This window comes from Pseudonocardia wallangbongensis (assembly GCF_054486945.1).
Genome location: NZ_JBRERS010000002.1, coordinates 744,897 through 767,414 on the forward strand (window position 1 = coordinate 744,897; position 22,518 = coordinate 767,414).

At 73.5% G+C, this 22,518-nt stretch carries 21 protein-coding genes and 2 pseudogenes; 14 read left to right on the forward strand and 9 right to left on the reverse strand.

The window, feature by feature from the left end; genetic code table 11:
- Nucleotides 1-27: 27 nt before the first annotated feature.
- Complete coding sequence (locus ACU436_RS09885) at nt 28-1,431, reverse strand: NAD(P)H-quinone dehydrogenase (protein WP_459023819.1); 1,404 nt, start codon at nt 1,429-1,431, stop codon at nt 28-30.
- Between the two features lie 74 nt (nt 1,432-1,505).
- On the opposite strand from ACU436_RS09885, the gene ACU436_RS09890 reads away from it, so the two are divergent.
- Nucleotides 1,506-1,955 (forward strand): gamma-glutamylcyclotransferase, encoded by a 450-nt coding sequence (locus tag ACU436_RS09890; RefSeq protein WP_459023821.1) that lies wholly within the window; start codon nt 1,506-1,508, stop codon nt 1,953-1,955.
- A gap of 46 nt (nt 1,956-2,001) precedes the next feature.
- Here ACU436_RS09890 and ACU436_RS09895 read toward each other — a convergent pair whose 3' ends face one another.
- Nucleotides 2,002-3,003 (reverse strand): hypothetical protein, encoded by a 1,002-nt coding sequence (locus tag ACU436_RS09895; RefSeq protein ID WP_459023822.1) that lies wholly within the window; start codon nt 3,001-3,003, stop codon nt 2,002-2,004.
- Between the two features lie 162 nt (nt 3,004-3,165).
- Nucleotides 3,166-4,401 carry an amidohydrolase gene (locus ACU436_RS09900; RefSeq protein ID WP_459023824.1) on the reverse strand — a complete coding sequence of 412 codons (1,236 nt, stop codon included), beginning with the start codon at nt 4,399-4,401 and terminating at the stop codon, nt 3,166-3,168.
- Nucleotides 4,402-4,827: 426 nt separating this feature from the next.
- Here ACU436_RS09900 and ACU436_RS09905 point away from each other — a divergent pair, with 426 nt between their 5' ends.
- The 3 genes from ACU436_RS09905 (at nt 4,828) to ACU436_RS09915 (ending at nt 8,948) form a co-directional block, all read left to right on the forward strand.
- Nucleotides 4,828-6,465 (forward strand): serine/threonine-protein kinase, encoded by a 1,638-nt coding sequence (locus ACU436_RS09905; protein ID WP_459023826.1) that lies wholly within the window; start codon nt 4,828-4,830, stop codon nt 6,463-6,465.
- Between the two features lie 87 nt (nt 6,466-6,552).
- The gene (locus tag ACU436_RS09910; RefSeq protein WP_459023827.1) at nt 6,553-7,344 is read left to right on the forward strand and encodes a purine-nucleoside phosphorylase; all 792 of its coding nucleotides are present in this window, start codon (nt 6,553-6,555) and stop codon (nt 7,342-7,344) included.
- Entirely contained in the window at nt 7,341-8,948 is a 1,608-nt protein-coding gene (locus ACU436_RS09915) for a phospho-sugar mutase (RefSeq protein WP_459023829.1), read from the forward strand. The genes ACU436_RS09910 and ACU436_RS09915 overlap by 4 nt, the downstream gene beginning before the upstream one ends.
- Here the strand turns inward: ACU436_RS09915 and ACU436_RS09920 are convergent.
- Nucleotides 8,923-9,636 (reverse strand): GDSL-type esterase/lipase family protein, encoded by a 714-nt coding sequence (locus tag ACU436_RS09920; RefSeq protein WP_459023830.1) that lies wholly within the window; start codon nt 9,634-9,636, stop codon nt 8,923-8,925. The genes ACU436_RS09915 and ACU436_RS09920 overlap by 26 nt on opposite strands.
- 103 nt (nt 9,637-9,739) lie before the next feature.
- On the opposite strand from ACU436_RS09920, the gene ACU436_RS09925 reads away from it, so the two are divergent.
- Together ACU436_RS09925 and ACU436_RS09930 are read left to right on the forward strand one after the other, a co-directional pair.
- On the forward strand, nt 9,740-10,204 hold the full coding sequence (locus ACU436_RS09925) for a flavodoxin family protein (protein WP_459024318.1): 465 nt from the start codon (nt 9,740-9,742) through the stop codon (nt 10,202-10,204).
- A gap of 168 nt (nt 10,205-10,372) precedes the next feature.
- Nucleotides 10,373-10,522 carry a hypothetical protein gene (locus ACU436_RS09930; RefSeq protein ID WP_459023831.1) on the forward strand — a complete coding sequence of 50 codons (150 nt, stop codon included), beginning with the start codon at nt 10,373-10,375 and terminating at the stop codon, nt 10,520-10,522.
- Between the two features lie 151 nt (nt 10,523-10,673).
- Here the strand turns inward: ACU436_RS09930 and upp are convergent, their stop codons facing one another.
- Nucleotides 10,674-11,297, reverse strand: coding sequence for a uracil phosphoribosyltransferase (gene upp / locus ACU436_RS09935; protein ID WP_459023833.1), 624 nt, complete (start codon nt 11,295-11,297; stop codon nt 10,674-10,676).
- 722 nt (nt 11,298-12,019) lie between these two features.
- The gene (locus ACU436_RS09940) at nt 12,020-12,496 is read right to left on the reverse strand and encodes a winged helix-turn-helix transcriptional regulator (RefSeq protein WP_459023835.1); all 477 of its coding nucleotides are present in this window, start codon (nt 12,494-12,496) and stop codon (nt 12,020-12,022) included.
- A gap of 66 nt (nt 12,497-12,562) precedes the next feature.
- Between ACU436_RS09940 and ACU436_RS09945 the strand changes: the two genes are divergently transcribed.
- The gene (locus tag ACU436_RS09945; RefSeq protein ID WP_459023836.1) at nt 12,563-14,038 is read left to right on the forward strand and encodes an MFS transporter; all 1,476 of its coding nucleotides are present in this window, start codon (nt 12,563-12,565) and stop codon (nt 14,036-14,038) included.
- Between the two features lies 1 nt (nt 14,039).
- On the opposite strand, the gene ACU436_RS09950 is transcribed toward ACU436_RS09945, so the two are convergent.
- The gene (locus ACU436_RS09950; RefSeq protein ID WP_459023838.1) at nt 14,040-15,623 is read right to left on the reverse strand and encodes a metallophosphoesterase family protein; all 1,584 of its coding nucleotides are present in this window, start codon (nt 15,621-15,623) and stop codon (nt 14,040-14,042) included.
- Nucleotides 15,624-15,969: 346 nt separating this feature from the next.
- Between ACU436_RS09950 and ACU436_RS09955 the strand changes: the two genes are divergently transcribed.
- The 3 genes from ACU436_RS09955 (at nt 15,970) to ACU436_RS09965 (ending at nt 18,791) form a co-directional block, all read left to right on the forward strand.
- The gene (locus ACU436_RS09955) at nt 15,970-16,206 is read left to right on the forward strand and encodes a hypothetical protein (RefSeq protein WP_075940218.1); all 237 of its coding nucleotides are present in this window, start codon (nt 15,970-15,972) and stop codon (nt 16,204-16,206) included.
- A 189-nt stretch (nt 16,207-16,395) separates the two neighbouring features.
- Nucleotides 16,396-17,358, forward strand: a complete 963-nt coding sequence (gene deoC / locus ACU436_RS09960; protein WP_459023840.1) for a deoxyribose-phosphate aldolase — start codon at nt 16,396-16,398, stop codon at nt 17,356-17,358.
- On the forward strand, nt 17,358-18,791 hold the full coding sequence (locus ACU436_RS09965) for an aldehyde dehydrogenase family protein (protein WP_459023841.1): 1,434 nt from the start codon (nt 17,358-17,360) through the stop codon (nt 18,789-18,791). The genes deoC and ACU436_RS09965 overlap by 1 nt, the downstream gene beginning before the upstream one ends.
- Nucleotides 18,792-18,953: 162 nt before the next feature.
- Here the strand turns inward: ACU436_RS09965 and ACU436_RS09970 are convergent, their stop codons facing one another.
- Both ACU436_RS09970 and ACU436_RS09975 read right to left on the reverse strand, forming a co-directional pair.
- Nucleotides 18,954-19,343, reverse strand: coding sequence for a hypothetical protein (locus ACU436_RS09970; protein ID WP_459023843.1), 390 nt, complete (start codon nt 19,341-19,343; stop codon nt 18,954-18,956).
- Nucleotides 19,344-19,362: 19 nt separating this feature from the next.
- Entirely contained in the window at nt 19,363-19,875 is a 513-nt protein-coding gene (locus ACU436_RS09975; RefSeq protein ID WP_459023845.1) for an NUDIX hydrolase, read from the reverse strand.
- Between the two features lie 107 nt (nt 19,876-19,982).
- Here ACU436_RS09975 and ACU436_RS09980 point away from each other — a divergent pair, with 107 nt between their 5' ends.
- The 4 genes and pseudogenes from ACU436_RS09980 to ACU436_RS09995 all read left to right on the forward strand — a co-directional run bounded on the left by ACU436_RS09980 (nt 19,983) and on the right by ACU436_RS09995 (nt 22,505).
- Nucleotides 19,983-20,477, forward strand: coding sequence for a pyridoxamine 5'-phosphate oxidase family protein (locus tag ACU436_RS09980; protein ID WP_459023847.1), 495 nt, complete (start codon nt 19,983-19,985; stop codon nt 20,475-20,477).
- 135 nt (nt 20,478-20,612) lie between these two features.
- Nucleotides 20,613-21,302: pseudogene (locus tag ACU436_RS09985) on the forward strand (MFS transporter); the annotation flags it as partial.
- A gap of 92 nt (nt 21,303-21,394) precedes the next feature.
- A pseudogene (locus ACU436_RS09990) lies at nt 21,395-21,622 on the forward strand (helix-turn-helix domain-containing protein); the annotation flags it as partial.
- Nucleotide 21,623: 1 nt separating this feature from the next.
- Nucleotides 21,624-22,505: an aldehyde dehydrogenase family protein gene (locus ACU436_RS09995; RefSeq protein ID WP_459024320.1), complete on the forward strand. Its 882-nt coding sequence runs from the start codon at nt 21,624-21,626 to the stop codon at nt 22,503-22,505.
- The last annotated feature ends 13 nt before the right edge of the window (nt 22,506-22,518 follow it).

A 22,518-nucleotide genomic window follows, 5' to 3' on the forward strand; every position in this document is an offset into this window, starting at 1 on the left:
GGAGCCGCCCCCGGGACCCGCGGGGCGTCAGTCCAGATCGCCGTGCCGCATCAGCTGCCGCCCGGCCTCGGTGATCGACCCCGACAGCGACGGGTAGACCGAGAACGTGTGGGCGAGATCGGCCACCGTCAGCCCGTTCTGCACGGCGAGGGCGATCGGCAGGATCAGCTCGCTCGCGACCGGCGCGACCACGACCCCACCGACCACGACCCCGGTGGCCGGCCGGCAGAACAGCTTGACGAACCCCCTGCGCAGCCCCTGCATCTTCGCGCGGGGGTTGGTGGAGAGCGGGAGCATGATCGTGCGGGCCGGTACCTCACCGGCGTCGATCGCCCGCTGGCTGATGCCGACGGTGGCGATCTCCGGCCGGGTGAACACGGCGGCCGCCACCGTCTTGAGCTTGATCGGCGCGACGCCCTCGCCGAGCGCGTGCCACATGGCGATCCTGCCCTGCATGGCGGCGACCGAGGCGAGCATGAGCAGCCCCGTGCAGTCGCCGGCCGCGTACACCCCGGGCACGGAGGTGCGCGACACCCGGTCGACCGGGATGAAACCGCCACGCCCGGTCTCGACGCCGATCTTCTCCAGCCCCAGGTCGACGGTGTTCGGCACCGAGCCGACCGTCATGAGCGCATGTGAACCGGTGACGGCGCGGCCGTCCGCGAGCGTGACGACGACGCCGTCGCCGTCGCGCTTCACCGAGTCGGCGCGCGCCTGCGGGAGGATCTCGACGCCGCGCTCGGTGAAGACGTCCTGCAGCACGGCTGCCGCGTCGGCGTCCTCACCGGGCAGCACGCGGTCGCGGCTCGACACCAGCGTGACGTGGGCCCCGAGCTCGACGTACGCCGACACGAACTCGGCGCCGGTGACCCCCGAACCGACCACGATCAGGTGCTCTGGCAGCTCCTGCAGGTCGTAGAGCTGTCGCCACGTCAGGATCCGCTCGCCGTCCGGCACGGCGTCGGGCAGCACCCGCGGGGTGGCGCCGGTGGCGACGAGCACGACGTCGGCGGGGAGCTCCTCGCCGGCACCGTCGGCGGTGCGGGCCTCGACGAGGTGCGGCGCATGCGGCGAGGCCTTCTCGCTGAAGGCGGCCGTGCCCCGGATGATCCGCACCCCTTCGCGCTCGACCCGGGCCCGGACGTCGGCCGACTGGGCGAGCGCGAGCCCTTTGACCCGCGCGTGCACGGTGGGCAGGTCGACGCCGACCGCGTGCGGATCGGTGGTGACACCGAGATCGGGGGCCCGGTGCATGTCGACGCGGACGCCCGCCGAGGAGATGAAGGTCTTCGACGGCACGCAGTCGTCGAGTACGCAGGCGCCGCCCATGCCGGCGCGCTCCACGACCGTGACGTCGCTGCCGTGCTGGGCTGCCACCAAGGCGGCCTCGTAGCCCGCCGGCCCGCCGCCCATGATCACGATCCGCGTCACCGGAGCACGCCCTTCCCGTCCGTTCTACGTTCCCCGAGCACGGTACGCGGAGAGCGTCGCTCTACTCTGTGGCGGTGCCGCTGTACGCCGCCTACGGGTCGAACATGGATCCAGCCCAGATGAAGGAGCGTGCCCCGCACTCGCCGATGGCGGGTACCGGGTGGCTCATGGGATGGCGGCTGACGTTCGGCGGCGAGGACTTCGCCTGGGAGGGTGCGCTCTCCAGCGTGGTCGAGGACGTCGGCTCCCAGGTGTTCGTCGTGCTGTACGACGTCTCCGAACTCGACGCCGCTCAGCTGGACCGCTGGGAGGGCGGCGAGCTCGGGCTGCACAAGAAGCTGCGGCTGCGGGTGCACACCCTGGAGGGCGACGTGCTCGCCTGGATCTACGTGCTGGACGCCTACGAGGGCGGGCTTCCGAGCGCGCGCTACCTCGGGGTCATCGCGGACGCGGCCGAGCTGGCGGGGGCTCCCGACGACTACGTCTCGGCGCTGCGCATGCGCCCGAGCCGCAAGTCCCTCTGACCGTGAACCCCGCGAGTCGCGGTCTGCGTGCACGCGAGTCGCGGTCTCAGTGCATCGCTGACGATCGGGCCCGGCGCCCCGCCGTCCGGGGAGGGCGGTCGCGCGGCTCGCGGTGGCGCCTCCCCTGCAGCGCACCGGGCGTCCGCTTGCTCACGTCGACTCCTCGCTGCCTGAACGCCAGTTCGAGCGCGGCCTCGAACCGGCTGGGGCGGGCTAGGTCCTCGGCCTGCACGACGATGACGATCCAGCCGCGGCGGCGGAGATCCTCGATGCGGGCGGCATCCTCGGCCTCCTGCCCGCTGTGCGCGGCGTATCCGTTGTACTCGACCGCGATCCGCAACTCCGGCCAGGCGTAGTCGAGCCGGTAGACCTCCCGACCATCCGGGGCGCGCACCGACCAGTTGACCGCTGGGGCGGGGAACCCGCAGTCGACAATGCGCCACAGGAACCAACTCTCGGCCGGAGACGCGGCTCTGCCCGTGGCCACGGCGAGGATCCGCGCACCCCTGCGCCGTCCCCTCGGGTCCCGGCGCCGCTCCAACCGGCGCGCGATCGTGTCGCGGTACGCCTCCCTCTGATCGGGATCGATCATCGCCAGTGCCTCGTCGACCAGGGCGAGCGCGTCCGGCGGCCGGGCGCGGCAGAGCATGTCGCTGAGCACGCGCTCCAAGCTCAGCACCGGCAACTCGTCGCGGACCTCCCGATCGGCGTCGAGGTGCCTGGCGTTGTGCACGACGAGGCCGGGCCGGGAACGCAGCCAGTGTCCGTACGGAACCGCGAGATGGATCGGCGACGGCTCCACGCTGCGGCAGCCGTGAATATAGGCCGCCGTAGGGCCGCTCAGCAGGGCGTCGGGCCCTCCGAGCGCAAGTCCCGCCGACGCGCGGGCGAGTGGGTCGGCGAGCCGGTCAACGTCGATGAGCACTCCGGACCAGGGCACCTGCCAGCGGCCCGCCTCCTGCATCCGGCGCACCTCTTGGATGCCGAAGCAGTTGATGGCTTGCTGCCGTGGCATCGCGCCGTACGGGCCGAGCTTCGGGGTCTCCACATCCCGCACCATGACGCGCGCGAAGCGCGGTTCGACAGACCCCGCCCGTACCTGTGGATGCCGCGAGCGCGTTGTGGACAACTCGGCCGCGCTGAAAGCGCAACTCGAGTGCATCCACACCGCGACTCGCGTGCACTCACACCGCGACTCGCGGACTTGCGCTCAGGCCGTCAGGGCCGTGAGGGCGGCGTGGGTCAGGACGCGGACGCCGAACGGGAGGGCCCGCTCGTCCAGGTCGAACGTGGGCTGGTGGATGTCGCGCATCGGGCCGTGGCCGGGCCATACGCCGAGGCGTGCCATCGCCCCCGGGACGTGCTCGAGGTACCAGGCGAAGTCCTCGCCACCGCTGGACTGCGGGGTCTCGGCCGCCGCATCGGCCCCGCCGACGATGACGGCCGCACCGGCGAGCATGCCGGAGCTGACCGCCTCGTTGACGACCGGCGGTACGCCGCGGATGTGCTCGAGCTCGTAGGTGACCCCGGTGGGGGCGAGCACGGACTCCACGAGCCGCTGGACGGTGTCCTCCAGCTCGCCCCACGTGGCGTGGTCGGCCGTGCGCAGGGTGCCGCGCAGCACGCCGTGCTGCGGGATCGCGTTGGCCGCCTCGCCCGCCTGCACCGCACCCCAGACGAGGACGGTGCCGGAGCGCGGGTCGACCTGCCGGGTGAGCAGCAACGGGACCTGCGTGATCAGCAGGCCGATGGCCTCGACGAGGTCGGCGGTGAGGTGCGGGCGCGAGGTGTGACCGCCCGGCGAGGTGAGCCGGACCTCGACGACGTCGCAGGCGGACGTGATCGGACCGACCCGGGTGCCGACCCGGCCGGCCTCCAGGCGCGGGTCGCAGTGCAGCGCGAAGATCCGGTCGACGCCCTCCATGGCGCCGTCGGCGACCATGTCGATGGCCCCGCCGGGTTGGACCTCCTCCGCGGGCTGGAAGATCAGCCGGACCCGGCCCGGCAACGCGGGTGCCGAGGCCAGCGCGAGGCCGGCGCCGAGCAGCATGGCGGCGTGGGCGTCGTGGCCGCAGGCGTGCATCACGCCGTCGACGGTGGAGGCGAACGGGAGCCCGGTGCTCTCCTGGAGGGGCAGCGCGTCGAGGTCGGCGCGCAACGCTACGCAACGCTCGCCGAACCCGATGTCACAGACGAGACCGGTGCCACCGGGAAGGGTGCGGGGCTCGAGGCCGGCCGCCATCAGACGCTTGGCGATCATCTGCGTGGTGCGGAGCTCGGCGCGGCCGAGCTCCGGTACCGCGTGGAACGATCGACGCCAGCCCACGACGTCGGCGCGGTGGGCGTCGAGCCAGGCGTCGAGCCAGGCAGGGCCACTACCCGCGCCGAGGTCGGGAACGTCGAGGTCGGCGGCGGCGAGGTCGGGATGCGCCTCCAGGAGGGTCATCGGGCACCACCGGCCCGGACGCCCCACGGTCGGTCTGCCACGGCGCGGTGCGTCAGCGGACCGCGCATCGAGGCTGCTCTCACGTGCATCTCCCAATCGTGCTCACCCGGACGGCGGTAGACCAACCGGAACAGGGCCTGTTCGCGGTTTCGGCGCCGAGGTGTTGCCGATCTGAGGCGGGCGGGCTCGCAGCTGCTGACGAACGGTCGCCGCGCCACGCGCCGAACGGGGACTCGCGCCGTTCGTCGCATCTGTTACGCGCGCGCGAGACGTCCGGGTGCCGGCCGGGTGGGCACTGCGAGGCCGGTACATGCACGGGCATTACCCGCTGGACGGCCGGTGACGCGCGGCGGGGCCGAGACCACCCGGATCGGGGATCCGGGGGTCGGAGGGGCGAGGTGCGCCCCGACTGGCCAGAATGGGCGGGTGGGACAGGACGGCTCGGACGGCGAGCAGGTGCGGCGGATCGGTGGCCGCTACACGCTGTCCGGGCAGCTCGGCGCGGGTGCGATGGGCACCGTGTGGTCGGGTTTCGACGAGGTGCTGCAGCGCCGGGTCGCGGTCAAGGAGCTGAAGGTCCCTCCCGGCGTGCCCTCCCACGAGGCGGCCGAGGCGCGAGAACGGATCATGCGCGAGGCACGTGCCCTCGGCGGCCTCTCCCACCCGAACATCATCACCGTCTTCGACGTGGTCGACGTCGAGGGCGAGCCCGTGGTCGTCATGGAGCTCGTGCCCTCGCGCAACCTGGCCACGATGATCAGCGAGCACGGCACCCTCACGATGTCCCAGGTCGCGGTCGTCGGCTTCGCCACGGCGGGCGGGCTGCGCGCGGCGCACCGCAGCGGGATCACCCACCGTGACGTGAAGCCCGGCAACGTGCTCATCGCCGACGACGGCCGCGTCAAGCTCACGGACTTCGGCATCGCCCGCAACGTGGCCGACGCACCGATGACCAGCGCCGGGCTGGTGCTGGGCTCGCCCGCGTACATCGCACCCGAGGTCGCGATGGGCAAGGCCGTCACCCCCGCGGCGGACCTGTGGGGGCTGGGCGCCACGCTGTTCGCCGCCGTCGAGGGCCGCCCGCCCTACGACGTGGGGGGCGACCCGGTCGCCACGATCACCGAGGTCGTCGACGGCGACGTGCCGCGTCCCCGTGGGTCCGGGCCGGTGGCGGACGTGATCGCCGCGTTGATGCGCAAGGAACCGGACGCCCGGATGCCGCTCGAGGAGGTGCGCCAGCGCCTGCGGCCGCTCATCGAGGACCCGGACGACCCGGTGTACCCCGGCTCGCCGGACGCCCCGACGATCGGGGCCGGGATCCACGTGCCGGCACCGGCGGCGCGCACCGAGCTCTCCGGTCCGCGCCCGGCCCCGTCGCCGCCCAACCCGACCGGTGCGCGCGCGCCGGTCGGTGGCGCGCCGCTCGCGGCGGCTCCGGGCCCGCTGCCGGGCCTGCCGCGCTCCCCGGCGAGCTCGCAGCCGAGCACTCCGTCGAGCTCCGGCGACTTCGTCGCGGGGCCCGCCCCGCGCGGCGGGGTGACCGGCCTGGCCGCCGTCGGCTACGTCCTCGCGGGCGCGGTGGTCGTGCTGGCCGGGATCCTGGGCGGCTGGACCGCCACCCGCCTGCTGGGCGGCCAGTCCCCCGAGAGCACGCTGAACATCACCTCCGCGAGCACCGAGCTCGCCCAGCACAGCGACCAGCTCGGCTTCACGATGCCCGTGCCCCGCGGCTGGACCGCCTACCCCCACGAACCGATGGAGGGCGAGCCGTCGGTCAGCTTCGTGAGCCCGGACGGCAGCGAGGAGCTCACGGTGCAGCGGGCCGCGTCGACCGAGGCCGGCCAGTCGGTGCCCGGGACGGTGCAGGACGGCCCGACCGAAACCTCGGGCGGGGCCGTCCAGCTGCGGTACACCTCCGACGACCGCACCTCGTGGCGGCACGTCGAGCCCGCGGGGAAGAGCGCCTGGACCGTCACGCTCACGGTGCCGCAACGCGTCGCGGGAGAGACGTCGGCGGCCCTCTTCGAGCTGCTCGTGGAAGGGTTCGCACCCACCACCGCATAGGGTGCGGGCCATGAGCGAGCGCAGCGAGCGAATCATCGACACAGCGCGTGCGCGAAGCGCTCGCCCGAGCGCCGGCGAGGGCGTGCGTTGAGCCCCGACGACGACCCGGCCGCCGCCGCTGCGGCCATCGCGAAGGCCACCGGTGCGGACAGCCACGACGTCGCCGTCGTGCTGGGCTCCGGGTGGCGCCCCGCCGCCGACGTGATCGGCGCGCCGGACCACGAGCTCGCGATGGCCGACCTGCCCGGCTTCCGCCCGCCGGGGGTGGCCGGGCACTCCGGCACGGTGCGCTCCGTGCCGGTCGGCGGGCGCCGGGCGCTCGTGCTGCTCGGTCGCACCCACCTCTACGAAGGCCACGGCGTCGACCCCGTGGTGCACGGCGTGCGCACCGCCGCCGCGGCGGGCTGCCGCACGGTCGTGCTGACCAACGCCGCCGGCGGGATCCGCGACGGCCTGCACGTCGGCGAGCCCGTGCTGATCTCCGACCACCTCAACCTGACGAGCCTGTCGCCCCTCTCCGGGCCGCGCTTCACCGACCTGACGGACCTGTACTCGCCGCGGCTGCGCGCGATCGCCCGCGAGATCGACCCGGAGCTCACCGAGGGCGTCTACGTGGGCCTGCCCGGACCGCACTTCGAGACGCCCGCGGAGATCCGCATGTTCCGCCTGCTCGGCGCCGACCTGGTCGGCATGTCGACGGTGCTGGAGGCGATCGCGGCGCGGGCCGAGGGGGTGGAGGTGTTCGGCCTGTCCCTCGTCACGAACCTGGCGGCGGGCATCACCGGCGAACCGCTCGACCACCACGAGGTGCTGGCTGCGGGCGCCGCGGCGGCCGGCCGGATGGGGGCGCTGCTGCGCGATCTGATCGAGCAGGCATGACCCTGCGCCCCGAGTTGCGCGACGCGGCGATGCGCTGGATCGCCGACGACCCCGACCCGGCAACCCGTACCGAGCTGCAGCGGGTGCTGGCCGCGGCGATGGTCGGCACGGCGGGCGCGGCCGACGACCTCGCCGACCGCATGTCCGGGATGCTCCGCTTCGGCACCGCGGGCCTGCGCGGCCCGGTGCGCGCCGGGCCGGCGGGGATGAACGTCGCCGTCGTCCGGCGGGCAACGGCCGGGCTGGCCGCGTGGCTCGCGCGCGGGGGCGAACAGGGCACCGTCGTGGTCGGGCGGGACGCGCGGCACGGATCCGCGGCGTTCGCCACCGCGGCGGCCGAGGTGCTCGCCGGCGCCGGGTTCGCGGTGCGGGTGCTACCGGGCCCGCTGCCCACGCCGGTGCTCGCGTTCGCGGTCCGGGAGCTGGGCGCCGTGGCGGGTGTGCAGATCACGGCCTCGCACAACCCGCCTGCGGACAACGGCTACAAGGTCTACCTGGCCGACGGCGCACAGCTCGCCCCGCCGTCCGACGCCGAGATCGAGGCCGCCATCGCCGCGGCGCCGGCAGCCGTCACGATCCCGGCGGCCGCGGCGGCCACCGAGGTCGACGTCACCGACGCCTACCTGGAACGCGTCGCCCGGATGCCCCGCGGGACGGCGCGGGACCTGCGCGTGGCGCTCACCCCGATGCACGGCGTCGGGGGCGCCACCGCCGTGCACGCGCTGCACCGGGCCGGCTTCACGAACGTCCACGTCGTCGGGTCGCAGGCCGCGCCCGACCCCGACTTCCCCACGGTCGCCTTCCCGAACCCGGAGGAGCCGGGGGCCACCGACGCCCTGCTCGCCCTGGCCGTCGACGTCGACGCCGACCTCGCAATCGCACTCGACCCGGACGCCGACCGCTGCGCCCTCGCCGTTCCCGGCGGGAGCGGGTGGCGGCTGCTCACCGGCGACGAGACGGGCGTGCTGCTGGGGGATCACCTGCTGCGGTCCGGCGGCTACGCGGACCCGCTCGTGGCCACCACCGTGGTGTCGTCGTCGATGCTGCGCCTGGTCGCGGCGGCGCACGGCGCCCGGTACGCCGAGACGCTCACCGGCTTCAAGTGGATCGTCCGCGGCGGGCCGGGCCTCGTCTACGGCTACGAGGAGGCCCTGGGGTACTGCGTCGACCCGGACACCGTGCGCGACAAGGACGGCATCGCCACGGCCGTGCTGGCCTGCGATCTCGCGGCCACGCTGAAGGCGGCCGGGCAGCGCCTCCCGGACCGGCTCGACGAGCTGGCCGGCACGCACGGGGTGCACCTGACGGAAGGTGTGTCGCTGCGGATGGAGCCCGCCGCGCGGGACGCGGCCGCGGTGCGGCTGCGCGCGGCACCACCGGAGGGCTGGACGAGCGAGCTGCCCGCGCCGGACGTCCTGGTGCTGCGCCGCGCGGGCGAGCGCCTCGTGGTCCGCCCGTCGGGCACGGAGCCCAAGCTGAAGGCCTACCTGGAGGTGGTGGAGGCGGTGCCGGACGCCGGTTCGCTCGCGGCGGCGCGGGAGGCTGCCCGAGCTCGTCTCGACGCGCTGCGCGCCGAGGTCACGACCCTGCTCGCCGCCCCGTGACGGTCAGGATCTGGCGCTCCCACATCGCGGCGATCAGCCGGTAGCCGGCGGCGTTCGGGTGCAGGCCGTCGAACAGCTCCTCGGACTCCAGCAGCTCGGAGGTGTCGGCGTACCGCACCGAGCGCCCGCGCTCCCGGAACCCGGCGACGACCGCCGCGCCGAGGCGGGCGAACTCCGCTCGGTCCCACGTGTCACCGCTGAGCGGTGCCCACACGCCGGCGACGATCACATGCGCGCCGGTGACCGCGGTGATCTGGTCGAGGACGGCGTCGAGGCGCCCGGCCGCCTCCGCCGCCGAGGCGCCCTTCAGGAGGTCGTTGGTGCCGGTGTGCAGCAGCACGACGTCCGGGTCGGCGCGACGCACCCACTCCGCGACGTGCGGGAGCAGGTCTTCGAGGGTCATGCCGCCGTAGCCCTCGTAGTCGCGATCGGGCACCGACGCGGGTCCGCCGCGCTGCGAACCGACCATGTCGACCACCACGTGGTCCCGCGCGAGGAGCGCCTGCAGCGGCCCGCGGTACCCCGCCGTCTCGGGGCTACCGGCCCCCACGGTGCTGGACGCGCCCAGCGGCATCACCCGCAGCACGACCGGCGCCGGCACCGGAGCGGGCACCGCCGCGGCGCGGCGCTGCACCGGGACCGCGCCCGCGCTCACCCCCACCAGCACCATCACGAGTACCACGATCACGAGCAGCCCACGTCCGAACAGAGAACCGACGCCCGCCATCCCGCCCCTTCTCACCGCCCGCATGTCAATCTAGCCGCCGGGCGGGGATGGGAGCATGCCTTTCGTGGCCCGGTTGCTGATCGTCCATCACACCCCGTCGCCCGCCACCGCGGAGCTCCTCGACGCGGTCGTGCGCGGCGCGTCCGACCCGGAGATCACCGGCGTCGACGTGGTCCGCCGGGCCGCCCTGGCCGCGACGGCCCCGGACCTGCTCGCCGCCGACGCGGTGGTGCTCGGCACGCCCGCCAACATCGGCTACATGTCCGGCGCCCTCAAGCACTTCTTCGACACCGTCTACTACGTCTGCGGCGACGACACGCGCGGCCTGCCCTACGGCTGCTACGTGCACGGCAACCTCGGTGTGGAGGGCGCGGTGCGGGCCATCGGGTCGATCACCGAGGGCATGGGGTGGTCGCGCGCCGCCGCCCCGGTGGAGGTCATGGGCGCGCCCGACAAGGCGGCGCTGGAGGCGTGCTACGAGCTCGGCGCGGTCCTGGCGGCAGGCATCGCACCGGAGGAGGCCGGGTAGGTGCGGCCGCTACGGTAACGATGAGTAGTCCTTCGAGTCTCCGTCGTTGTTCTCAGCGTCACCCGATCAGTACGTTCCGTCGCTGTGACGTCGTCGCTCATCGCCGCCATGTCGGCCGAGTCCGTACATCGGTTCTGGGCCGTCGTCGTCTTGGTGACAGTCGGCGGGATGGTGCTTCTCCCGTTCTTCCCCCGACGGATCGGAGGAGCGGGCGGAGGGTCGGAGAAGGCGATCATCGGGTTCATCTGGGTTCTCGCGGCCATCAGCCTGGGATTCTTCATGTTCCACGGCGCCGGGGAGTCGGCCGCGGCCGGATGACATGAAGGGGCGGGCGATGATCGTTCTGAGATCCGCCTCGGCGCCCTCGTAAGGGCCGCGTGCGCAACCTCGCACCGATCATGGCGGAATGATCGCCACGAGATCCGGCTGAGCGCCGTCCGGGGGACGCTCGGGCCGATCTCGGGTGAATCTAGACCGCGCCGAACTGGCGGTCACCCGCGTCGCCGAGGCCCGGGACGATGAACGCGGAGTCGTTCAGGCGCTCGTCGATGCTGGAGGTGATGACCCGCACCGGGAGGCCGCTGTCGCGCAGGTGGGCGACGCCCTCCGGCGCGGCGAGCACGCAGATGGCGGTGACGTCCGTGGCCCCGCGCTCGGTGAGCAGCCGGATCGTGTGGGCCATCGAGCCCCCGGTGGCGAGCATCGGGTCGAGCACGAACACCGGCCGGCCCTCGAGCGAGGCCGGCAGCGACTCCATGTACGGCACCGGCCGGTGGGTCTCCTCGTCGCGGGCGAGGCCCACGAAGCCCATCTGCGCCTCCGGCATGAGGCCCAGCGCGGCGTCGGCCATGCCCAGCCCCGCCCGCAGCACGGGCACCAGGAGCGGGGGCACGGCGAGCCGGTAGCCCGTGGTGCGCGCCACCGGGGTGTGCAGCGGGGCCGTGGCGAGCGGGGCGTCGCGGGTGGCCTCGTAGATCAGCATGAGGGTGAGGTCGCGCAGGGCGGCGCGGAAGGCCGCGTTGTCCGTGCGCGCGTCCCGCAGCTCCGAGAGCCGGGCCTTGGCCAGTGGGTGGTCGACGACACGCACGTCCATGCGGCAGAGGCTAGCGGGGTCCGGCACCACGGGCCGGAACCCGTTGCGGTCACCGCCGCCCGGTCCACATCCCCCAGCACGCCATGATCAGCGGCCTGGTGCGAACCGGCCGGACAGAGGTGTTGCCGAATCGAGGCGATGTGAGCCCGATCCCGCCGCGGTCGGCGTGGCTGGCCGGCGCGACCGTTCCACCGATCGCCGGGCGGGGCGGGGCTCGTAGCGGTGCGTCTCTCGCGGGCGCGCCCGGTCACCTCGGGGCGGCATGCTCGCCACACCCCGTCCGGGGTGGTCGCGGCCGGCACCCGCGTTGCGTCGGGTCCCGCGCCTGGGGTGGTGGCCGTCTCGGGCCCCGCGCTCGAACTGTCCGGCGCGCAGTGGCTCGATGCCGAGCAGGTAGACGAGTCGGGCCGGTTCCGCACCAGGGCTCTCGCCGAGGCCGTGGCGGGTGTGGGGGCGGGACCACCGGACAGTCCGCGCGCACCCGGCAGCGACGGGCTCGTCCAGAACCGGCGTGCCCCCACGTCGGGGACGGCCGCCAACGCAACCCCAAGATCCGGTAATCCACCCAACCCGGCCACCCACCGCGGCGACCGTGATCGCCGAGTGCGGTCACAGAGCCGCACGGGTGCGGCTTTACAACCGCATGCGCTGATCAAGCTCGGACAGCGCGCCCCAGTTCGGCAACACCCTCGATGTGGCTGTTCTCGCCCCCGGACCAGCGATCATGTGACGGTCGGCGCCGCCCCAGCCTCCGCGGGCACCGGTTCGGCCGCGCGGGTGTCGTAGGCGCTGCGGGCGGCGGCGATCTCGCGCTGGTGGCCCTCCGTCCAGGTCACGAGCGCCTGGATCGTCTCGTGCAGGGATGCGCCGAGGGGTGTGAGCTCGTAGTCGACGCGCGGTGGCACGACGGGATGGACGGTGCGGCGCACCAGCCCGTCCCGCTCGAGCTGGCGCAGCGTGACGGTGAGCATCCGCTGGCTCACGCCGTCGATCTCGCGGCGCAGCTCGGTGAACCGGAGCCGCCTGCGGTCGAGCAGCGCGATGACGAGCAGGGACCACTTGTCGGCGATGCGGTCCAGGATCTGGCGGACCTCGCAGTCCTCGCGGGTGTCCCACTGGTAGGCGTCCCAGTCGCAGCACGAGCCGCCGGCCACGGTGCCCTGCGGGTGCGTCGGTGACTTCGAAGTGCCTTCTTCCACGGCCGTCGATGGTGACGCACGATGCGGTCAGTTACAAGAAGGAACCGAAGAATGGGAGAAGACGCCGTGTCCGCACCATCCGCCCCGCCGCGCGCGGAACGCATGACCGCGCGTGCGTGGGGCCTGCTGCTCGTCCTGTCCGGGGCGATCTTCCTCGAGGGCATCGACGTCTCGATGATGGGTGTCGCGCTGCCGTCCATCCGCGCCGAGCTGGGCATGTCGACCAGCTCGCTGCAGTGGGTCGTGAGCGCGTACGTACTCGGCTACGCCGGGTTCGTGCTGCTCGGCGGCCGCGCCGCCGACCTGCTTGGCCGCCGCAGGATGTTCCTGACCTGGCTGGTCGTGTTCGTGGCGTTCTCCGGCCTCGGGGGTCTCGCCACCGAGGGCTGGGTGCTCGTCGTCGCCCGGTTCGTCACCGGCGTCGCTGCCGCGTTCCTCACCCCGGCCGGCCTGTCGATCATCACGACGACCTTCGCCGAGGGACCGGTCCGCAACCGTGCCGTGCTCGTGTACGCGGGGGCGGGTGCCGGCGGGTTCTCGCTCGGCATGGTGGTCGGTGGCCTGCTCACCGCCGCGCACTGGCGCTGGGTGTTCTTCGCGCCCGTGGTCGTGGCGGCCGCGCTCCTCGTCGCGGCCACCGCGCTGATCCCGCGGGGTGAGCGAGCTTGCGAGCGAACCGATGTCACAGCGCCTGCGCGAAGCGCCGGCCGAGCGACAGCGAGGCCGTGCGAGGAGCGACGTGAACGCGCCGCTGGCGGGTTCGACGTCGCCGGCACGCTGACGCTCACCGGAGCGATGTCGCTCCTGGTGCTCACGCTGGTGCACGCGCCCGAGGTCGCGCCCGGCACCACGTCCGTGACGCTCGCCGGCGCCGTGGTGCTGCTCGTGGCGTTCGTCCGGATCGAACGACGCTCGGCCGCCCCGCTCGTGCGGCTCGGGATCCTGCGCTCGGCCCCGCTGCTCCGGGCCAACGCGGGCGCGATGATGCTGGTCGGCTCGTTCATGGCGTTCCAGTTCATCGCGGTGCTCTACATGCAGGAGCTGCGGGGCTGGTCGACCGTGGAGACGGGGCTCGCCCTCGCCGTCGCCGGCATCGACGCCGTGCTCGCCCCGACGCTCACCCCGGTGCTGGTGAACCGGTTCGGCAACCCGCGGGTGCTCGTCGTCGGGATGTCGCTCGCCGTGCTCGCCTACCTGCTCTTCCTCCCCGTCGGGCCGGACTGGGGCTTCCTCGCGATGCTGCCGGCGTTCCTGGCGCTCGGCCTGGCGTTCACGCTGGCCTACGGGCCGCTGACGATCGCGGCGACGGACGGTGTCGCCGACGAGGAGCAGGGGCTCGCGAGCGGGCTGTTGGCGACGTCGTTCCAGTTCGGAGCCGCACTGGGACTGGCGGTCGCGACCGCGGTGATCGTCGCCGGCACCGCGGACACCTCGGCGCAAGCCGTGCTGGAGGGTTACCGGGCGGGTCTCGTGGTGCCGCTGGTCGCCGCGGCGCTCGGCGCGGTGCTCGTGGCGACGGGGCTGCGCCGCGCACGGCCCTGACTCACGGGACCGCACGGCCGGGCGTCTCGCTGCGCCACTCCCAGCGGCCGTCGTCCGCGCGGACCGCGCGGAGCCGGTCCTCGAGCACGGGGTTCAGCTCGTGCTCGCGGCAGCCGGTGGCCGCCCAGCAGGAGATGACGATGTCTTCGGCGGAGGCGTCCAGCCGCAGGAAGCTCTTGAACTGCGGCACGGCGTTCGAGTCGAACAGCAGCGACATCAGGTTGTGCGCCGGCGCCGAGCCGCGTGCCGGCAGCGGGAAGACGCGGTCGGCGGCGCGACGGGCGCGGGCGCTCACGGTGGTCGGGGACGAGCGCGGGGGCTCGTTCCCGACCCGCTCGGCCATGATCACCGTGGCCTCCTCGGGCGAGATGACCAGGTGGCCGAGCCCGAAGCGGAGCAGCTTGTCGTAGCGGCGGCTGAAGTGCGCGAGCGAGTCGCCGCGGAGCGGGTAGCAGCGGAAGTCCTCCTCGTGCACGGCCGGGGCGAGCCGGTCGACGTTCGGGATCTGGTGCGTGGCCGACAGGTAGGCGCCCGACCCGCCCGCCACCAGGTACTGGATGGTGCGCCCGTCGCGCTGGAGCACCGGGTAGCGCTGGTAGTTGTGGTCGTCGCCGCCGATGCAGGCCACGTAGTTGAACGCCGGGTCCGTGACGATCTCGTTGACGTCCCCGCCACCCTCGATGGGACACAGCTGCAGGTTCGCGTACGTGTAGATGGGCCGGCCGGTGAGCAGGATCTTCGGGCGGTCGCCCCCGGAGACCTCCCGCAGCCACTCGCCCTGGTCGCGGTCGATGTGCCCGTCGATGCCGGTGTCGATCAGTACCAGCCGGACCGGTCCCGCGTCGATCGCGCAGTACGGCCCGGGCTGGCCGCACTGCTGCGATTCGGCATCGCGGTACCAGCGCATGTCGGCGACGTCCTCCACGGTGGCAGCGGGCGCCCGGCGCCACAGGAGCTTGAGCAGCATCCGCTTCCACCACGAGCCGGTGAACACGGGCTCCGGGTCGCCCGCGTCGGGTGGGGCGTCGCAGAAGGCGGTCATGAAACCGGAGAGCCCGTCGTACCAGTCGTGGTTGCCCGGCAGCCCGTAGATCGGACCCTGGTAGCCGGCGTACGGGCGGTAGAAGCGGTCGGCGTAGGCGCGGACCCCACCGGCCGGGTAGACGACGTCGCTGCACAGCACGGCGAGATCCGTGTCGCCGGCGACCCGCTCCAGCACCGGCACCACCACGTACTGCGAGGCGTCGCCCTCGCCCGGATCGCCCAGCAGGGCCACCGACACGCGCTCGCGGTCGGCGAACCGGGTGATCAACCGGTCGCGGGGTGGGGGCGGCGCGACCGCGGCCTGCGCGTACTCGTCGAGGCGGCGCAGCCACTCGCGACGCTGGTCGTCGGTGGGGTCGCCGAACCTGCGGGCGAGCACGTCGTTGCGCGACGCGATCAGCGGTCCCGGGCGGAGCCAGGAGAAGCGGCTGTCGCGGGGCGCGAGCCGGGCACCCACGCCGCGGGTCCGGCAACCCCACCCGGCTCCGCGGGTGGAGCTGCGGGAAGGTCCGGCGGTGTCGGAGTCGGGGAGCGAGCTCATGATCCGATCCTGGCAGCGGAGGTGCCCGTCGGTCACCCTTCGCAATCACAGCGACGCCCCACCTCGGCGCCGCATGGCGTTCGCGGGGCGCCGCGAGATCTGGCCCGGGGGCCGTCACACGACGAACTGCACCCCGGGGCCACGGGACCATCCTGCGCTCACGGAGAGTGCTTGCTCAGTGACAGAAACGGCTGTCGGACCCCGTTCCCCATGCCCACCGTGCTCCCGACGACACGAGGGGTGATCAACGCGAACTTTCACCCTGACCCGAACGGGTGGTCTGGCACGAACACTGTCACGCCGGAAGCCTCCTCGACGCTGTACTTAGTGACTAGGAGGTGATCCGGTGCCGGAGAACACGACTTCCGACGAGGCGACGCTGGTCGCAGCGGCGGAGAAGCTCACACAGTGCGACGGATACGTCGTACTCGCCGTCGACCCCCAGACCGGGGAGGTCGACGCACACGGCCCGTTCGACGGGCTCACGGCCACGGTCAAGGCCGACCAGCTGCGCCGCGACTTCGACCGCGGTGGCCTGGAGGACGTGACCGTGGGCGTCGTGCGGCTGCACAGCTCCACCTGACCCGAACAGGAAGATCTGCGCAGCTCCCCGTTGGCGCGGAAGCACGACCGCACAACTGCACGACAGAACTACCCCCGCTCCCCCTGCACTCATCCCCGCCCGCCGCTCCTCCCGCGCGGCGGGCGGCGTGCTGTCCGGGCCGTTCTCGAGGAGGCTCCACCTGCCTCGTCCCCGCCTAGACTCGCCCGCGTGACCACGACCGTTACCGCCCAGCGCGACGGAGCGTTCGCCGACGCGGTCCGCGACGACGCGTCGCTGCGGCGGTTCCTGCACGGCCTGCCCGGCGTCGACCACGTGGGCGTCGAGCGGCGCGCGGCGACGCTGGCCACCCGGAGCATCAAGAAGGAGTCCAAGCTCCAGGCCCTCGACATGGCGATCTCGATGATCGACCTGACCACGCTGGAGGGCGCGGACACCCCGGGCAAGGTGCGGTCGCTGTGCGCCCAGGCCCGCAGGCCGGACCCGGACCACCCGGACGTCCCGTCCGTCGCCGCGGTCTGCGTCTACCCGGACCTGGCCGCGGTGGCCGTCGAGGCGCTGCAGGGATCCGGGGTGGCCGTGGCGGCGGTGGCCACCGCGTTCCCGTCCGGACGGTCGTCGCGCGCGGTCAAGCTCGCCGACACCGCGCTCGCCGTAGAGGCCGGCGCAGGCGAGATCGACATGGTGATCGACCGCGGGGCGTTCCTCACGGGGCGCTACGGCGCCGTGCACGACGAGATCGTCGCGGTCAAGGAGGCCTGCGGCAGCGCGCACCTCAAGGTCATCCTCGAGACCGGCGAGCTCGCGGGCTACGACGACGTGCGCCGCGCGTCCTGGCTCGCGATGCTCGCGGGCGCCGACGTCATCAAGACCTCCACGGGCAAGGTCTCACCCGCGGCCACCCTGCCGGTCGTGCAGGTGATGCTGCAGGCCGTCCGCGACTGGCACCGCGCCACCGGCGAGCACCGGGGCGTCAAGGCCGCCGGCGGGATCCGCACGGCCAAGGACGCCATCCGCCACCTCGTGGCCGTCCACGAGGTGGCCGGCGCCGACTGGCTCACCCCGGAGCTGTTCCGGTTCGGGGCGTCGTCCCTGCTCGGCGACCTGCTGCGGCAGCGGCGCACCCAGCTCGAAGGCCACTACGCCGACCGCGACCACATCGGAGGGGCCTGATGCCGGACTGGACCTACGCCCCCGCCCCCGAGTCGGCCGCGCTCGCGAACCTCAAGCAGGCGTACCGGCCGTTCGTCGACGGTGAGTTCGTCGACGGCGGCGGGGAGCCGCTCAAGACGCTGAACCCGGCCACGGAGGAGGCGCTCGCCGAGGTCGGCACGGCGAACCAGGAGGACGTCGACCGGGCCGTGGCCGCGGCGCGCCGCGCGCACGAGCAGGTGTGGGGACCGATGCCGGGCGCGGAGCGCGCCAAGTACCTGTTCCGGATCGCGCGGGTGGTGGCCGAGCGGGCTCGCGAGCTCGCCGTCCTGGAGACCCTCGACAACGGCAAGCCGATCCGGGAGTCCCGCGACGTGGACGTGCCCACGGCGTCGGCGCACCTGTTCCACCACGCCGGCTGGGCCGACAAGCTCGGTTACGCGGGCCTCGGCCCGGACCCGCGGCCGGTCGGGGTGGTCGGGTCGGTGATCCCCTGGAACTTCCCGCTGCTCATGGCCGCCTGGAAGATCGGGCCCGCACTCGCGTGCGGCAACACGATCGTCCTCAAGCCGGCCGAGACCACGCCGCTCACCGCCCTCGTGCTGGCCGAGATCGCGGCCGACGCCGGGCTCCCGCCCGGGGTGGTCAACGTGCTGCCGGGCGCCGGTGACGTCGGGGCCGCCGTGGTGGGCCACGGCGGCCTGGACAAGGTGGCGTTCACCGGCTCCACCGACGTCGGCAAGGAGATCCAGCGCCGGCTCGCCGGTACCGGGCGCAGGCTCACGCTCGAGCTGGGCGGCAAGGCCGCCAACATCGTCTACGACGACGCACCGCTGGACCAGGCGGTCGACGGCGTCGTCGACGGGATCTTCTTCAACCAGGGCCACGTCTGCTGCGCGGGCTCCCGCCTGCTCGTGCAGGAGTCGATCGAGCAGGAGTTCATGGAGCTCCTGCAGGCCCGGATCGAGACGCTGCGCGTCGGCGACCCGCTGGACAAGAACACGGACGTGGGCGCGATCAACTCGCGCCCGCAGCTGGAGAAGATCGTCGACCTCGCCGCCGCCGGCGATGCGGAGGGCGCGCAGCGCTGGACCAGCTCGTGCCCCCTGCCCGAGCGCGGCCTCTTCTTCCCGCCCACCGTCTTCTCCGGGGTGGAGCAGACCATGCGCGTGGCGCGGGAGGAGATCTTCGGCCCCGTCCTCTCCGTGCTGACCTTCCGCACACCCGACGAGGCGATCGCGAAGGCGAACAACACGCCCTACGGCCTCTCCGCCGGGATCTGGACGGAGAAGGGCTCCAAGGCGCTGTGGACGGCCCAGCGCCTGCGGGCGGGGGTGGTGTGGACGAACACCTTCAACCGCTTCGACCCCACGGCGCCGTTCGGCGGGTACCGGGAGAGCGGGTTCGGGCGCGAGGGCGGGCGCGTGGGGCTGGAGGCGTACCTGCGTGCCTGACGTCCCACCAGGAGACGGCACACATCGTCCGGCGTCGGCACACACCGCGGGACGTGTGTGTCGTGTCCCGCAGGTGTGTGCGGCCGTCAGGCCTGGCCGAACTCCCCAGGCAGCGTGATCCAGGTGGGCGGTCGGATGTCGGCTGCCCACATCCGGTCGTCCTCACGTCCCCCGGGTGGTCGCGACCAGCCAGCGCCAGCGCGGCAGGTTCGAGGCCGCCGCGGCCAGTACGAGGAGGAGCACGAGCACCGCGGCCCACTCCGGCCAGGCGAGGGTGGCGCCCACGACCGCCGACGCGAAGAGCAGGAGCTCGATCCCGATCCGCACCGGCCCGGACACGGCGCGGCCACCGATCTTGTGCTTGTCGCCGGGCACGTTGAACGCGGCCGGCAGCGCCAGCAGGACGACGAGCACGACCACGGCGAGGACCACGGACACCCGGCTCGCGGCCCACGGTGCCGCGACCCACGCGGCGAGCTCCGAGAGGAACCGCGTGGCCGACGCGAGCGCACCGTCGACGGCATCCGGACTGCGCCCCGTCACTTCCGCCATGTAGCCCTCCCGGTCGCCATCAGTCGATCAGCCGGAGCCGGCCGTCCCAGCCGTCGGCCAGCAGGCCGGGCAGGAGCTCGCCGAGCTGGAGCGGGTAGACGGTCTCGGTCGTGCGGCGCAGGTCGTCGGCGCTCCACCAGCGGTGCCCGCGGACGGTGCGGTTCTCCAGGTCGGTGAAGCCCGCCGTGTCGACGTCGGCCGGGTCGGTCAGGGCGGCCAGGAAGAACCACTCGTCGCTGTCGTACTCCACGCCCTCGAAGCTGAACCGCACCCGGCGCAGCCACACGGGTCCGACGAGCCGGTCCGGCGGCAGCCGAAGGCCCGTCTCCTCCTGCAGCTCCCGCCGGGCCCCGGAGAGCAGCTCCTCCCCCGGTTCCACCCCGCCACCCGCCGTGAACCAGAACGACTCGTCGGGCACGTGCGGGTCGACCCCCTGGAACAGCAGCACCCGCTGCACCGGGTCGACGAGGAGCACGCGCGCGGCCACCCGGACTCCGGAGCGAGGGCCCGGACCCGAGATCAGCTCCCCCACGCCGGGGACGCTACGCCTGTGATGCAGAGCACAACTTGCTCGAAGTCGTCGAGAGCCCGGCCCCGGCTCCGTCTCCCTCACACAGGATCGGACGACAGGAGACGACCATGGACCGCAGCGACGTCACCGAGGTGCTCGGCAAGCCGATCTCGCAGAAGCTCCTGGGCTCGTCGACCCCGGCACGCCTGGCCTACACCGCCGTGGACGGCGACCCGCGGGTCGTCCCGATCGGGTTCGTGTGGAACGGCGCGCAGCTGGTGCTCTTCTCCGTGCCGGCCATGGCGAAGGTGCGGGCGCTGCAGCGCAACCCCCGCGTCGCGATCACCATCGACACGATCGATCCGTGGCCGCCGCGGGTGCTGCTGGTCCGGGGCGCCGCGAGTCTCGAGCTCGTCGACGGTTGTCCGGACGAGTATGTCGAGGCCGGGCGCAAGGTCACACCGGCCGAGGTGGCCGACGACTGGGAAGCCGGGGTGCGCGGGCTGTACGACCAGATGGTGCGCATCACCATCGAGCCGGACTGGGCGAAGCTGCTGGACTTCGAGACGACGATCCCCAAGGCGGTCGAGGACCTGATCAACGCCAAGATGGCGCAGAGCTGACGCCGGCCGCGAGCGTCACACACCAACCGTGGCTCTCACACACCAACTGCAGTTGGTGTGCCGGCACCACAGTTGGTGTGTGAGTGTCGGGGCGCGAACTCCGGGGCCGACGTCCGGGCGGAGTTCGCGCTCGCGATGGTCGGGGTCGGGGCCGCGAGCGTGCTCGTCGGGCTGGTGCCCACGTTCTGGCTCGTGGTGGTCGGGCGGCTGTTGCAGGGCGCGGCGGGAGCGCTGATCGTCGCCGTCTACATGCCGATCATCACCACGAGCGTGCTGCGCGAGCAGCGCGGACGGGCGATCGGCTTCGTCATCACGATCATGACGGTGGGCTCGATGGCCGGCGCCCCGTTCGGCGGCCTCATCGCCGACGCGTGGGGCTGGCGGGCGGTGTTCCTGGTGAAGCTGCCGCTGGTGCTCGCGGTGCTGTGGGTCGGGCTGCGGACGATCACCGGGCGACCCGACCGCGGGCTCCCGCGGCCCGGCGCGGCGCTGGTCCGCGAGGCCGTGCTGCTCGGCGGGTCGGTGGCCGTGCTGCTGCTCGCCTTCGACCAGGTCGAGGGGCGCCCGCTCGTCGCCGCGGCGCTGGCGGTGGGCGCGGTCGGGCTGGCGGTGTGGTGGTCCCGGCTGACGTCCTCGCGCCCGGTGCTCGGGCTCGTGCGGAACCGCGAGTTCGGCGTCACCCTGCTCTCGCTGCTGGCGGTGTCCCTCACCGGCGGGCTGGTCGCCTTCCTGCTGCCCTACTTCGTGTCCGACGTCCTGCACGGCGGCCCGAACCTCACGGGCGTCGCGCTGCTGTTCTTCGTCGGTGCGATGGCCCCGTTGTCGGCGGCCGCGGGCGCGCTGGCCGACCGGTTCGGCAACCGGGCGATGGCGATCGCCGGCAGCGCGGTGCTGCGCCGCAGGGCCCGGCGCAGCCGGCCACCGGAGAGACCAGCTCCCCCGGCCCCGGCCCCGACCCGCTCGCCGAGCTCACCCCGCAGGAACTGCAGGTCGTCCGGCTCGCCGCGGCGGGGCTGTCCAACCGCGACATCGGCGCCCAGCTGTTCCTGTCCCCGCGCACCGTCGGCTACCACCTCTACAAGGCCTTCCCGAAGCTCGGGGTGGCCTCGCGCGCACACCTCGTCCGGCTCGCCCTCCCGGCGTAACCTGCCCGACGTGACGACCACCGACCGGCTCGCCGTCGCCAAGACCTACAAGCTGTACGTCGGCGGCGCCTTCCCGCGGTCGGAGTCGGGCCGCAGCTACCCGGTCACGGGCACCGGCGGCACGCTGCTCGCCCACGCCGCCCTCGCGTCCCGCAAGGACGTGCGCGACGCGGTGAGCGCCGCCCGCACGGCGTTCCCCGGCTGGTCCGGTGCCACCGCGTACAACCGCGGCCAGGTGCTCTACCGGGTCGCCGAGATGCTGCAGGGGCGCCGCGCGCAGTTCGTCGACGACGTGGTGGCCGCCGAGGGCGCGCGCAAGGGGCAGGCGACGGCGCTGGTGGACGCGGCGATCGATCACTGGGTCTGGTACGCGGGGTGGACCGACAAGATCGCCTCCGTGCTCGGGTCCGTGAACCCGGTGGCCGGGCCGCTGCTGAACTGGTCCACCCCGGAGCCCACCGGTGTCGTCGGGGTGCTGGCGCCGCAGTCCTCGTCGCTCCTCGGGCTCGTCGACGTGCTCGCGCCCGTGCTCGCCACCGGCTGCACGGCCGTGGTCGTCGCCTCGGAGCGCAGGCCGCTGCCAGCGGTGGAGCTGGCCGAGGTGCTCGCCACCTCCGACCTGCCCGGTGGGGTGGCCAACGTGCTCACGGGGCGCACCGCGGAACTCGCGCCGTGGCTCGCCGCGCACGGCGAGGTGCAGGCCCTCGACCTGGTGGGCGCCCCCGCCGAGCTGGCCGTCGACCTGGAGCGATCCGCGGCCGAGAGCGTCAAGCGGGTGCTTCCGCGCCCCGCCACCGAGCCCGACCCGGCCCGCGAACCCGATCTTGTGCGGCTCCGCGCCTGGACCGAGATCAAGACAGTGTGGCACCCGGTCGGGCGTTGACAGCCGGGCCTCC

What these genes read in the sequence shown, in the direction of transcription:
- ACU436_RS09900 (WP_459023824.1), bottom strand. Translation starts at nt 4,401, where the DNA reads ATGACCCTCCTGGAGGCGCATCCCGACCTCGCCGCCGCCGACCTCGAC.
- ACU436_RS09915 (WP_459023829.1), top strand. Translation starts at nt 7,341, where the DNA reads ATGACCCTGCGCCCCGAGTTGCGCGACGCGGCGATGCGCTGGATCGCC.
- ACU436_RS09930 (WP_459023831.1), top strand. Translation starts at nt 10,373, where the DNA reads ATGGTGCTTCTCCCGTTCTTCCCCCGACGGATCGGAGGAGCGGGCGGA.
- upp (WP_459023833.1), bottom strand. Translation starts at nt 11,297, where the DNA reads ATGGACGTGCGTGTCGTCGACCACCCACTGGCCAAGGCCCGGCTCTCG.
- ACU436_RS09950 (WP_459023838.1), bottom strand. Translation starts at nt 15,623, where the DNA reads ATGAGCTCGCTCCCCGACTCCGACACCGCCGGACCTTCCCGCAGCTCC.
- ACU436_RS09965 (WP_459023841.1), top strand. Translation starts at nt 17,358, where the DNA reads ATGCCGGACTGGACCTACGCCCCCGCCCCCGAGTCGGCCGCGCTCGCG.
- ACU436_RS09970 (WP_459023843.1), bottom strand. Translation starts at nt 19,343, where the DNA reads ATGGCGGAAGTGACGGGGCGCAGTCCGGATGCCGTCGACGGTGCGCTC.
- ACU436_RS09980 (WP_459023847.1), top strand. Translation starts at nt 19,983, where the DNA reads ATGGACCGCAGCGACGTCACCGAGGTGCTCGGCAAGCCGATCTCGCAG.